11 protein-coding genes are annotated in these 11,869 nt (G+C 58.1%); 10 read left to right on the top strand and 1 reads right to left on the bottom strand.

Annotation, left to right across the window (positions count from 1 at the left end; translation table 11 throughout):
* The first annotated feature begins 77 nt into the window (after positions 1-77).
* The 8 genes from IEW73_RS04220 (at position 78) to IEW73_RS04185 (ending at position 6,474) form a co-directional block, all read left to right on the top strand.
* Positions 78-443, top strand: coding sequence for a hypothetical protein (locus IEW73_RS04220; protein WP_229675737.1), 366 nt, complete (start codon positions 78-80; stop codon positions 441-443).
* 87 nt (positions 444-530) lie between these two features.
* The gene (locus IEW73_RS04215; protein WP_188670975.1) at positions 531-1,574 is read left to right on the top strand and encodes an LLM class F420-dependent oxidoreductase; all 1,044 of its coding nucleotides are present in this window, start codon (positions 531-533) and stop codon (positions 1,572-1,574) included.
* A gap of 41 nt (positions 1,575-1,615) precedes the next feature.
* The gene (locus tag IEW73_RS04210; RefSeq protein WP_188672862.1) at positions 1,616-2,449 is read left to right on the top strand and encodes an undecaprenyl-diphosphate phosphatase; all 834 of its coding nucleotides are present in this window, start codon (positions 1,616-1,618) and stop codon (positions 2,447-2,449) included.
* Positions 2,450-2,468: 19 nt separating this feature from the next.
* Complete coding sequence (locus tag IEW73_RS04205) at positions 2,469-3,152, top strand: histidine phosphatase family protein (protein ID WP_188670973.1); 684 nt, start codon at positions 2,469-2,471, stop codon at positions 3,150-3,152.
* 52 nt (positions 3,153-3,204) lie between these two features.
* Positions 3,205-3,795: a DUF3090 domain-containing protein gene (locus IEW73_RS04200; protein WP_188670970.1), complete on the top strand. Its 591-nt coding sequence runs from the start codon at positions 3,205-3,207 to the stop codon at positions 3,793-3,795.
* Positions 3,764-4,585, top strand: a complete 822-nt coding sequence (locus IEW73_RS04195) for an SCO1664 family protein (RefSeq protein WP_229675735.1) — start codon at positions 3,764-3,766, stop codon at positions 4,583-4,585. Before IEW73_RS04200 ends, IEW73_RS04195 begins: the two co-directional genes overlap by 32 nt.
* An 81-nt stretch (positions 4,586-4,666) precedes the next feature.
* Entirely contained in the window at positions 4,667-5,923 is a 1,257-nt protein-coding gene (gene mshC / locus IEW73_RS04190; protein ID WP_188670968.1) for a cysteine--1-D-myo-inosityl 2-amino-2-deoxy-alpha-D-glucopyranoside ligase, read from the top strand.
* Between the two features lie 185 nt (positions 5,924-6,108).
* Positions 6,109-6,474 carry a hypothetical protein gene (locus IEW73_RS04185; RefSeq protein WP_188670966.1) on the top strand — a complete coding sequence of 122 codons (366 nt, stop codon included), beginning with the start codon at positions 6,109-6,111 and terminating at the stop codon, positions 6,472-6,474.
* Between the two features lie 13 nt (positions 6,475-6,487).
* On the opposite strand, the gene IEW73_RS04180 is transcribed toward IEW73_RS04185, so the two are convergent.
* Complete coding sequence (locus IEW73_RS04180; protein ID WP_188670965.1) at positions 6,488-7,381, bottom strand: PAC2 family protein; 894 nt, start codon at positions 7,379-7,381, stop codon at positions 6,488-6,490.
* 227 nt (positions 7,382-7,608) lie between these two features.
* Between IEW73_RS04180 and metH the strand changes: the two genes are divergently transcribed.
* Positions 7,609-11,178: a methionine synthase gene (metH, locus tag IEW73_RS04175; protein ID WP_188670963.1), complete on the top strand. Its 3,570-nt coding sequence runs from the start codon at positions 7,609-7,611 to the stop codon at positions 11,176-11,178.
* Positions 11,171-11,848, top strand: coding sequence for an HAD family hydrolase (locus IEW73_RS04170; RefSeq protein ID WP_188670961.1), 678 nt, complete (start codon positions 11,171-11,173; stop codon positions 11,846-11,848). The genes metH and IEW73_RS04170 overlap by 8 nt, the downstream gene beginning before the upstream one ends.
* Positions 11,849-11,869: the final 21 nt, after the last annotated feature.

Here is an 11,869-nt window from a genome sequence, read left to right as displayed (position 1 = left end):
CGAGGATCAACGGATTCTTGAGGAACAACCGCGCCACGAGGAACAACGAAGTTACTCATCAGCATGGAGGTAGTGGCATGACAGCGGACAACACTTCCGTCTTTGTCATTGACGACCTTTCCCTAGATCCCTATGCGCACGGTTTCGGGCAATCACCCGACGGCCGTACGTTCAGCTTTCAAGTGCGTCACCGAACGCTCCATGTCGAGGTGTACCGGGCCGACTTCGAAACAACGGTACCTGACACCTCTGACGTCGAGTGCGTGGTGGACACGTCGGTTGCCGACATTGATGTTTCGGACGAGCGCAGCGTCGCCGCTGCGGTGCGAGACGCAGTAGCTGACGCGGAAAACACAATTCACCAGGAGCGCACAGCGCCCGTTTGGTCGTTTCTCAACTGGCTGACATCCGGCCGCGACCGCCGGGTCCTTACTCACGGTTGATCAGCTCATGCGACACGAATTGCACAGAATTGCGATTGGCAGCACACTGCCCCACACAAAGCCTCCCATCGCGGTACCGTTCTAACCATGAAACTTAGCCTTAACGCTGGCTACTGGGGGCTTGGAAACGACGGAGACAACCTGGCCGTCGCAATCGAAGCCGACAAGCTTGGATTTTCTTCTGTGTGGGTGGCGGAAGCCTACGGCTCCGACGCCGCTACGGTCATGGCGTGGATCGCGGCGCACACCAAAAACATCGATATCGGTTCCGCCGTCATGCAAATCCCAGCGCGGACACCAGCGCTGACCGCGATGACCGCGGCCACCCTAGACACGATGTCAGGTCACAGGTTTAGGCTCGGACTTGGCGTGTCGGGTCCGCAGGTTTCCGAGGGCTGGCATGGGGTCCGATTTGGGCAACCGCTTGCACGCACTCGTGAGTATGTCGACATCGTTCGAATGGCATTGCGCCGAGAAAAGCTCCGCTACGACGGTAAGCACTACACGCTTCCGTTGCCGGACGGGCCTGGAAAATCTATTCAGCTCACAGTGCAGGGCGCCCGCGCCGACATTCCGATTTACCTCGCTGCGATCGGTCCGAAGAATCTCGAGCTAACGGGAGAGATCGCTGACGGATGGCTTGGCATGTTTGTGGCTCCTCGCACGCTGCCCGAGCAACTAGCTGCTGTCAGCGCGGGACGTTCGAAGGCCAACAAAACATTGGACGGTTTTGACGTCGCGCCAACACTACCGCTTGTTCCCGGCGATGATTGGCGGGCCGCTGCGGATGCAACCAGGATGTTCACTGCGCTGTACGTGGGTGGAATGGGTAGTCGGGACAAGAACTTTTACAACAGCAATGCTGCGAGGATGGGATACGCGGACGCTGCAGCCGAGGTGCAAGACCTTTTCCTCGCACGGAAGTACCAAGAAGCCCAGGCTGCGCTCCCGGCTGAGTTCCTCGACGAAGTCGGACTTTTGGGCTCAGCTGATCGAATTGCCGAGAAGATGCGGGCCTACGCGGAGGCTGGTGTCACCAACCTTGTGATCAGCGTTATGCCGGGCACCGACCCATTTAATGTGCTGCGGACTGCAGCAGAGGCGTATGAAAAGTCAGGGGTCGCTGAGTGACGACCTTCGTTGCTCAGGCAGCGACTGTTGCGCCGGAGCACATGTCATGGCTGCAAGTCGTGGTGTTGTCCGTCATCCAAGGTCTCACCGAGTTTCTGCCGATTTCGTCCTCAGGCCATATGCGCCTCGCTGATGAGTTGTTGTTCAACGCCGACGCGGGAGCTTCCTTTACGGCTGTGTCCCAGTTGGGCACCGAGGCAGCGGTTCTGTTGTTTTTTGCCAAGGACATCTTTCGCGTCGCACGGGCCTGGTTTCGTGGTCTCGTAGATAAAGAAGTCCGAAAAGAATTCGACTACAAACTTGGCTGGTACATCATCATTGCGTCGATACCGATCGGCGTCTTGGGGTTCATGTTCAAGGACGAGGTGCGCACTGGCGCCCGCAACTTGTGGATCATTGCGTCGATGTTCATTTTCGCAGGCCTCCTTCTCGCCGCAGCGGAATACTGGGGACGCAAAACTCGCCCCATGACGGAACTGAAGGGCCGTGACGCCGTAGTTATGGGTATTGCCCAAGCGGGCGCGCTCATTCCTGGTGTTTCGCGCTCAGGCGGCACGATCACCGCAGGTCTCGCGATGGGACTCGACCGTTACGCAGCGGCCCGTTTCTCATTCCTCATTGCCATCCCAGCAGTCGTCGCGTCGGGCCTTTTCAGCCTGCCTGATGCAATTAACCCGACGGGCACTGGCCTGAGTGCCACCGGGATGCAACTCATCGTTACCACCATCATTACGTTCGTCATCGGATACGCCTGTATTGCCTGGTTCTTGAAGTTTGTGCAGGTCTACTCGATGTACTGGTTTGTTGGGTACCGGCTCGTTGTTGGCGCACTAATGTTGGGGCTGTTGTCGGCGGGAGTGATCAGTGCGACCTAGCAGTAGCTAGGGTGGAAGCATGACTGTTCTGTTGCTGCGTCACGGGCGTTCTCACGCAAACACCGCAGGGGTTCTTGCGGGGCGTAGTGCTGACGTCAGCCTTGATGAACTTGGTTTTGCCCAAGCCGCAGCATTGGTCAACCGCTTCGCGGATATCGATATCGCACACATTGTGCATTCCCCTCTGCTCCGGTGTGCGCAGACGGTGTCCCCGCTTGCTCAGGCGCGGAATCTCACTCCAGTGGCAGACCCACGCCTGCTGGAAGTGGACTACGGCCAATGGACGGGGCGCCCGTTGAAGGAGCTAGTGGACGAACCGCTGTGGAAAGTTGTGCAGCAACACCCTGCTGCCGCAATGTTCCCTGGTGGTGAATCACTTTCGGCGATGCAGGCGCGGGCGGTGTTGGCTGTGCGTGAGTTTGATGCTCAGCTTCGGGAACAGCACGGGGAAGATGTTCTGTGGATAGCGTGTTCACATGGCGACATCATCAAATCGGTTGTTGCCGACGCCCTTGGGGTACACCTCGACGGGTTTCAGCGCATTGTCGTTGAACCTGGCTCTGTGAGTGTCATTCGCTACACGGAAACGCGACCGTTCTTGTATCACCTCAACGACCACGGCTCCACCTTTCCGATGCTTGCCAGCAAACAACGGAAAGACTCGGGTTCCGATGCCACCGTAGGAGGTGCGGTATCTGAGTAGCCGAGCCCGGCCGTTCGCACCAATCCCTCCGCACAAGTAGGGTAAAGATGCCATGTCTCGTGTGATCCACGTCTTTCGCAGCCCTGACCGATTTGTTGCTGGAACGGTCGGGCAACCCGGCGAACGCACCTTCTATCTGCAGGCAGTGCATGACAAACGAATTGTCAGCGTGATGCTTGAGAAACAACAACTATCAGTGCTCGCTGACCGCGTTGGGGCGATGCTTGATGAGGTGAAGAAGCGATTTGGCGCACCAATACCACCGTCATTTACCGACTTCACCGATGTCAATCCACTTATCGCGCCTGTAGAGCCGGAGTTCCGTGTAGGAACCATGGGGCTGGGATGGGACGCTGAAGCAGTTGCAGTAGTTGTCGAACTCCTTGCGATCACAGAAGGGGAAATCGACGAATCGGTGGTGCTCGGCGACAGCGAAGAAGGACCAGATGCTGTCCGAGTGTTCCTCACGCCGCATCAGGCACGCGAATTTGTGGCGAGGGCGGCAAGCGTTATCTCCGCTGGTCGACCTGTGTGCCCGCTCTGCGGCGAACCGTTGGATCCCGAAGGGCACCTGTGCATTCGCCTTAACGGATACCGCCGAGGCGCAGAGATTGACCCGACCGATATTCAAGACGTTGACTAAGCAGCCGCACCTGGACGTCGGTGCAATCTTGAAGTCTGGTGAACTGACCATCCTTGGGCAAATCCGGGCCGCAAGCAATGTGAGTTTTTTGTGCGACGCAACCCTGTTCGATACCACAATTCGATGCATCTATAAGCCGGTGCGAGGTGAGCGTCCCCTGTGGGATTTTCCCGATGGCACGTTGGCCAGCCGCGAATACGCGTCCTACCTGATTGCGGAGGAATGCGGATGGCACCTGGTCCCCACAACAGTCCTCCGGGATGGCCCTGTGGGAACGGGAATGCTGCAGGAATGGATCGAGACGACCGATCGGGAGTTTGTGGGCGTCTTCCCTCTCGGTGAAGTTCCCCCTGGCTTTCGTGGTGTGCTGCGTGCTCAAAGTGATGATGACCCACCACAAGAATTAGAGGTTGCGCACAGCACCGATCCGTCTGTGCGAACAACGGCGTTGCTCGATGTCGTTCTGAACAATGCCGACCGTAAGGGCGGCCACCTTCTGTGCGGTGATTCGGGGCAGGTCTACGCAATCGATCACGGCATTTGTCTGCATTCTGAAAACAAGCTCCGCACAGTCCTGTGGGGATGGGCTGGCGAGCAACTCACAGCGGAAGAACTGGACACGCTGGAAAAGCTCAGCAAAGCGTTTGCTGGTTCATTTGGTGACACCCTCCGCGAGCACATCACGGGCACTGAACTCTCGGCGCTTCGCGCACGTACCGAACGAGTGCTAGCCGAGGGGCATTTCCCGTATCCAGCAGTGCCAAACCCCATACCCTGGCCGCTGTGGTGACAGCCGCATCGTCGTGTCCTTAGCGGCTGCCGTAACCAGCACATATGGGGGAACTGGTGCACACCGCTTACAGTAGAAGCCATGCTGTCCTGGTCTTCACCTGCAATCCCGACAATCGCGGCGTCGCACCGCAGCGGTCCGGCGCTGCGCCTTTACGACACCGCTGATCGCGCGATACGCCCCGTGGCACCAGGGCAGACGGCGACGATGTACGTCTGTGGAATTACGCCGTACGACGCAACCCACCTGGGTCACGCTGCCACGTACATCACGTTTGACTTGATCAACCGTATCCTGCGGGATCAGGGCCATGACGTGCATTACGTACAGAATGTTACGGACGTCGACGACCCCCTGTTTGAGCGCGCTGATCGCGATGGCGAAGACTGGGTGGTGCTCGGGATGCGCGAAACCGCACTGTTCCGTGAAGACATGGAGGCACTGCGGGTCCTTCCACCCCGTGACTACATTGGGGCTGTTGAAGCCATCGGTGAGGTCGTTGAAATGGTGGAAAAGCTCATGGCGTCTGGGCTTGCGTACGTGGTTGATGACCCGACCTATCCCGATGTGTATTTCCCCATCGAGGCAACCCAGCAATTTGGTTACGAGTCCGGCTACGACCTAGAGACGATGCGTCGGTTCTTCGGTGAACGTGGCGGCGACCCCGAACGGCCGGGCAAACGAAATCCCCTCGACGCACTAATTTGGCGCGCAGCTAGGCCCGGTGAGCCGTCGTGGGATTCTCCGTTTGGAATGGGCAGGCCTGGCTGGCACATCGAGTGCTCAGCGATCGCATTAAATCGGATCGGGCCGAGTTTCGACATTCAAGGCGGAGGCAGCGACCTCATCTTTCCGCATCACGAGTTTTCCGCTGCCCACGCTGAGGCTGTAACTGGTTCGGCTCGGATGGCTCGGCATTATGTACACACCGGGATGATCGGACTCGACGGCGAAAAGATGTCGAAGAGTCGCGGCAACCTCGTTTTTGTGTCAAAGCTTCGTGGGGTGGGGGTGGATCCGGCGGCAATTCGGCTAGGGCTGATGAGCGGTCACTATCGAACCGACCGTGCGTGGACTGATCAAGTTTTGGCGGATGCTGACCACCGGCTGAGTTTGTGGCGTGAGGCGGTAAGGCAAGCTTCCGCTCCCGACGCGACCGATGTCATTAGTCGAGTGCGTCAACATCTGGCCGACGACGTGAATACGCCGCATGTGCTTACCGCAGTTGATTTTTGGGCTCGTGAGGCAGTGGACAGGGGTGGCGCTTCAACCTCAGCGGGTGTGGAAGTCGCTGCTGCAGTTGATGCATTGTTGGGTATCGATTTGCTGAGTGTCTGAAATCTTGCTGCGTGCCTGAAATCACGTCCACGTTATGAGGTGCTGTTGTGCACGTCACAACGTGATCGCTGAATGCTCAATCAAAACCGGAAACGTTGCGCACGCAATCGCCGATACATCTAGTAGAGGTGCGTACGCGCAACCGCGCACAAGCAAGATGTGACAACCGGGTGGAGAGCAAGACAATGACACACAACTTCGTCACCATCACCGTGACCAACCTAACTAATGAGCCCCTCGTGTTGGAAGACGACTTCTCCGGGCAACCCGGCGTAGAGCTTCCTATTTCCGCGCCGCCGCGATCAATTGACCGACACACCTCCGTAGAGTTCAGCATCTCCACGAAGGCCGACGAAGGCGTCACCTACAACGTAGGCGGCGACCGCGACAGGCCCGTTTTCCTTCAAGCCACCGCAGCGGAGCAGGATGCTGTGCAGGCTTGGAGTCCGCCAGTCTGCACGACTGAAGTATTCAGCACAGCCTCTGGCCGGTACGCGGTATCGATTGCGCCGTACCGGACGTCAGCGCGAAAGACATTGCTACATAGGTGACACGCCCGCACAGCTATCCGCCGCTGTTGCCTCCGTGGCCCCGAGGGCCACGCCTGCGCAAGTAGCGTTCGAACTCATGAGCAATGTCTTCGCCATCAATCTTGGAAGCTAGTTGTCCAAGATCGTCTTCGGCATCGCCGCGTTCTTCAAGCGCCCGGACGTACTCGGCTATTTCCTCATCTTCATCAGCCATTTCGCTGATGGAAAGTTCCCATTCCTCGGCTTGTGCAGGTAGGTCACCAAGTGGGACCTCAATGTCCAGGATGTCTTCCACGCGGCGCAGCAATGCGACGGTGCCCTTGGGGTTCGGCGGTTGTGAAACGTAATGCGGGATAGCTGCCCAAAAGCTCACCGCAGGCACACCGGCGCGGACACATTCGTCTTGAAGCACCCCCACGATCCCAGTGGGGCCCTCGTACTTGGTTTGTTCCAAGTTGTACTTCTTGGCGACTTCTTTGCTGAATGCGGTGCCGGTCACAGGGACGGGGCGGGTGTGCGGAGTATCCGCAAGCAGCGCGCCGAGCATGACGATGCTGCTGACGCCGAGTTCTTCGGCGGCGGTGAGCAGGTCCGCGCAGAATGATTTCCACCGAAAGTTGGGTTCGGTTCCGCGCAGGAGAATCAAATCGTGGCTGGATCCTGGTGGTGTGCACGTCGACAATCGGGTCGTCGGCCACGTGAGCTCTCGCGTCACCCCGCTGACGAGCCGTACTGTGGGGCGATTTACCTGGTAGTCGTAGTAATCGTCTGAATCTAGTTCTGCTAACGGTGCGGCGTCCCACATAAGTTCGAGATATTCGATTGCGTCCGTCGCTGCGTCGCCCGCATCGTTCCAGCCTTCAAACGCAGCTACCAGGACGGGGCTGCGTAGTGTTGGCTTCTCATCGGTCAGATAGCGGAGGGTCACACCTGAAGCCTACGACGCAAAGTGCAAACCGTGGGTATCGGTTCTCAGTTTTGTGGCGAAGAACCCCGTAGCTGAAACCTCTGCGCGACGAGTGGCAAGTCGTCAGGGAATACACTATGGCAGTACTGTCGTTATCCTTGTGCGGTTGTAGGCCTCGCAAGTATTGCTGTCTCTACCGGTGGTCAGTGATATCAGTATTGTCCGCCCCGACCATTACTCTGGAGATCATGTCTGTGTCACCTTCATCGTCTTTCCTTGATGCGCTCGCTCGCCGTGTACTCATTGGCGATGGTGCAATGGGCACGATGCTGCAGGATGCGGATCTCACGCTTGATGATTTTATTGGCCTCGAAGGCTGCAATGAGATTCTGAATGACACTCGCCCCGATGTGCTGCGTCATATCCACTTCGCGTACCTCGAAGCAGGCGCTGACGCCATTGAGACGAATACATTTGGCTGCAACTTGCCGAACCTTGCCGACTACGACATTGAGCACCGCATTCGGGAACTGGCCGAAAAGGGCACTCAGTTAGCTCGTGAAGCGTGTGACGAGATGGGGCCGAGTGAGGACGGCATCCCGCGTTTCGTGCTCGGCTCAATCGGCCCTGGAACGAAGCTTCCCACTTTGGGGCACGCGCCTTTCTCAGCGTTGCGTGATGCCTACACGGAATGCGCCCTGGGAATGATCGACGGTGGCGCCGATGTCATCCTCATCGAAACGTGCCAGGATCTCCTTCAGGTGAAGTCAGCCATCATTGGCGCGCAGAATGCGATGGATCGGCTTAATGTGCGACTGCCCATCATCACGCACGTGACGATGGAGACGACGGGCACGATGTTGCTCGGTAGCGAGATTGGTGCTGCTCTTACGGCGCTGGAGCCTCTGGGCATCGACATGATCGGTCTGAACTGCGCGACGGGTCCCGAAGAGATGAGCGAGCATCTTCGGCATTTGTCGAAGCATTCCCGCCTTCCTGTTTCGGTGATGCCGAACGCTGGATTGCCCGTTTTGGGGGCGAAGGGCGCGGAGTACCCACTCGGCGCGAATGAGTTGGCAACTGCTCTCACTGGCTTTGTCACCGACTACGGTCTTGGTCTTGTCGGTGGTTGTTGCGGTACAACCCCGGAGCACATTACTGCGGTTCGTGACGCGGTGCGTAAAGCAGAGAAAGCTAAGCGCAACCCCCAACCCGAGCCAGGTGTGGCGTCTCTTTACGCGGCTGTGCCGTTTGAGCAGGACAGCTCAATTTTGATGATCGGTGAGCGCACAAACGCCAACGGCTCGAAGGCGTTCCGCGACGCGATGCTCGAAGGTGACTTCCAGAAGTGCCTCGATATCGCCAAGGATCAAACCCGCGATGGCGCCCACATGCTCGACCTTTGTGTTGACTATGTCGGTCGCGACGGTGCGCAGGATATGGCGGAACTTGCTAGTCGCCTAGCTACCTCGTCGACGCTGCCGATCATGCTGGACTCGACGGAGCCGGACGTGCTTCGAGCGGGACTCGAACATCTCGGTGGACGTTGTGCGGTGAACTCCGTGAACTATGAGGACGGCACTGGCCCTGACTCGCGCTTCCACAAAACCATGATGCTCGTAAAAGAGCACGGCGCTGCGGTGGTAGCGCTGTGCATCGACGAAGAGGGCCAAGCCCGCACAGCGGATTGGAAAGTGCGGATTGCGGAAAGACTCATCGACGACATCACCACCAACTGGGGGTTGCGCGATGAAGACATCATTGTTGACTGCTTGACGTTCCCTATTTCGACTGGTCAAGAAGAAGTGCGTCGGGACGGCATCGAGACAATTGAGGCCATTCGTCAGCTGAAAGAAAAGCGCCCCAAGGTGCATACCACTTTGGGTGTTTCCAACATTTCGTTCGGGCTTAACGCTGCCGCTCGGCAAGTGTTGAACTCGGTATTCCTCCACGAGTGCACCGAAGCAGGGCTCGATACCGCCATTGTGCACGCGTCGAAGATCCTGCCGATGTCCAAAATCGGTGACGAGCAACGAGCTGTAGCGCTTGACCTCATTTATGACCGGCGCAGTGAAGGCTATGACCCGCTGCAGAAGTTCATGGCGCTGTTTGAAGGCGTATCGGCGGCATCGGCTCGTGAATCGCGTGCCGCGGAACTCGCGGGGCTTCCGCTGTTTACACGACTTGAACGTCGCATCGTCGACGGTGAACGCAACGGCCTAGGTGATGACCTAGCTGAGGCGATGAAGGAAAAATCACCGATCGCGATCATTAACGATCACCTGCTCGAGGGCATGAAGGTGGTCGGCGAACTGTTCGGCTCTGGCCAGATGCAACTGCCATTCGTGCTGCAATCGGCAGAAGTAATGAAGCTTGCAGTGGCGTACCTAGAGCCACATATGGAAGCCACTGACGAGGACGGTAAAGGGCGCATTGTGCTCGCAACCGTCAAGGGCGATGTCCACGACATTGGTAAAAACCTCGTCGATATCATCTTGTCTAACAACGGGTACGACGTTGTCAACATCGGGATTAAGCAGCCGATTGCAGCGATCCTCGAGGCCGCCGTCGAACATAAGGCAGACGTCATCGGGATGTCAGGCCTGCTCGTCAAATCGACTGTGGTGATGAAAGAAAACCTTGTCGAACTGAATAACCGAGGTGTCGCAGCCAAGTTCCCGGTACTTCTCGGTGGAGCCGCACTGACACGTGGCTATGTCGAAAACGACCTCACCGAGGTGTATGACGGCAAAGTTCGATACGCGCGTGATGCGTTTGAAGGTTTGCGGCTCATGGACACGATCATGGGTGAAAAGCGCGGGAAGGCACCCGACCCCGACAGCCCCGAAGCTATTGCCGCACGCAAGAAGGAAGAGGAACGCAAAGCCCGCCACGAGCGGTCCAAGCGCATCGCCGAGAAGCGTAAAGCTGCGCAGGCTCCCATCGTCGTGCCGGAGCGGTCAGACGTCGCTGCGAACCTCGACGTACCAAACCCACCATTTTGGGGTACCCGCGTCGTCAAGGGCATAAGTCTGAGTGAATACGCGACAACGCTCGACGAACGAGCGCTGTTTCTCGGACAGTGGGGGCTCCGTGGGGTCCGCAGCGGCGAGGGACCGTCCTATGAGGAATTAGTCGAAACCGAGGGCCGACCACGTCTCCGGTACTGGCTTGACCGACTGTCGACTGAAGGCATTCTCGCGCACGCCGCGGTCGTCTACGGGTACTTCCCGGCTGTCTCCGAAAAGGACGTTGTTTACGTACTGGAATCACCTGAACCTGACGCACCAGTGCGGTTCGAGTTCGAATTCCCACGGCAGCAGCGTGACCGCTTCCTGTGCGTTGCCGATTTCATTCGGTCGCGTGAACTCGCTCGCGAAACCGGGCATGTAGACGTGCTTCCATTCCAACTTGTCACCATGGGCCAACCCATCGCGGACTTCGCCAACGAACTGTTCGCCGAGAACGCCTACCGCGACTACCTCGAAGTGCACGGCATTGGCGTTCAACTCACAGAGGCGCTAGCGGAGTACTGGCATCGACGCATTCGCGAAGATCTCGTGTTCTCCAGTGGCGCTCAAGTGGCAGCGGACGACCCTGACGATGTCCAGGAGTTCTTCAAACTGGGATACCGGGGCGCACGCTACTCCTTCGGGTACGGCGCGTGCCCCAACCTGGAGGACCGCGCGAAACTAGTGGACCTCCTCGAACCATCCCGGCTGGGCGTGGTGCTATCCGAGGAATACCAACTCCACCCCGAACAGTCGACCGACGCGTTTGTTCTCCACCACCCGGAAGCGAAGTACTTCAATGTCTAATGGCGGCCCCCGTGCTGTGCTGTGGGACATGGATGGAACATTGCTCGACAGTGAAAAGCTGTGGGACGTGTCCCTCGAAGCGTTAGCCCAACACCTAGGCGGACACCTGTCACACCAAGGTCGCGAAGCAATGGTCGGTTCAAACATGGCGCAAAGCCTGCCGATCTTGTTTAACGACCTTGGTCTGGAATTCACGCCGGATGACCTCACGGCAGCGGGGCAGTGGTTGCGCATGAAAACCGCCGAACTCTTCGATGCTGGACTCGAATGGCGACCGGGAGCTCAGGCAGCGCTGGATATGGTGGCAGCGGCTGGGATGCCGATGGCGCTTGTCACCAACACGGAACGGTTCCTTACTGAACGAGCGCTCGGCACGCTAGGTCGCGATCGGTTCACGGCAATAATTTGCGGTGACGAAGTAACCCGGGGCAAACCGGACCCTGAGCCATACGCAAAAGCCGCGGCTGAACTTGGGTTTGCACCCGGCGATTGCCTCGCCATCGAAGATTCGCCCACAGGCACGGCGGCCGCCGACGCTGCTGGGTGTTCGGTTTTGGTTGTGCCCTGCGAAGTGGCCGTGCCGGAAGGCCGTCGTCGAACACAACGAGTCAGCCTTGACGGCCTCACGGCTGAGCACCTGCACGATTATTGGTTCCGCGGCCAGAACTGATCGAAACTGCCTTATTGTTGA

The sequence above is a fragment of the Hoyosella rhizosphaerae genome, assembly GCF_014643175.1.
GTDB classification, from domain to species: Bacteria; Actinomycetota; Actinomycetes; order Mycobacteriales; family Mycobacteriaceae; genus Lolliginicoccus; species Lolliginicoccus rhizosphaerae.
Note: the sequence above shows the minus strand (reverse complement) of the source record. Positions and strands in the feature narration are given on the sequence as shown.

Bases quoted from the DNA above. Each gene is read 5' to 3' on its own strand.
- mshC (WP_188670968.1), top strand. From the start codon at position 4,667: ATGCTGTCCTGGTCTTCACCTGCAATCCCGACAATCGCGGCGTCGCAC.
- IEW73_RS04170 (WP_188670961.1), top strand. From the start codon at position 11,171: ATGTCTAATGGCGGCCCCCGTGCTGTGCTGTGGGACATGGATGGAACA.
- IEW73_RS04215 (WP_188670975.1), top strand. From the start codon at position 531: ATGAAACTTAGCCTTAACGCTGGCTACTGGGGGCTTGGAAACGACGGA.
- IEW73_RS04205 (WP_188670973.1), top strand. From the start codon at position 2,469: ATGACTGTTCTGTTGCTGCGTCACGGGCGTTCTCACGCAAACACCGCA.
- IEW73_RS04220 (WP_229675737.1), top strand. From the start codon at position 78: ATGACAGCGGACAACACTTCCGTCTTTGTCATTGACGACCTTTCCCTA.
- IEW73_RS04185 (WP_188670966.1), top strand. From the start codon at position 6,109: ATGACACACAACTTCGTCACCATCACCGTGACCAACCTAACTAATGAG.
- IEW73_RS04200 (WP_188670970.1), top strand. From the start codon at position 3,205: ATGTCTCGTGTGATCCACGTCTTTCGCAGCCCTGACCGATTTGTTGCT.
- IEW73_RS04210 (WP_188672862.1), top strand. From the start codon at position 1,616: ATGTCATGGCTGCAAGTCGTGGTGTTGTCCGTCATCCAAGGTCTCACC.
- metH (WP_188670963.1), top strand. From the start codon at position 7,609: ATGTCTGTGTCACCTTCATCGTCTTTCCTTGATGCGCTCGCTCGCCGT.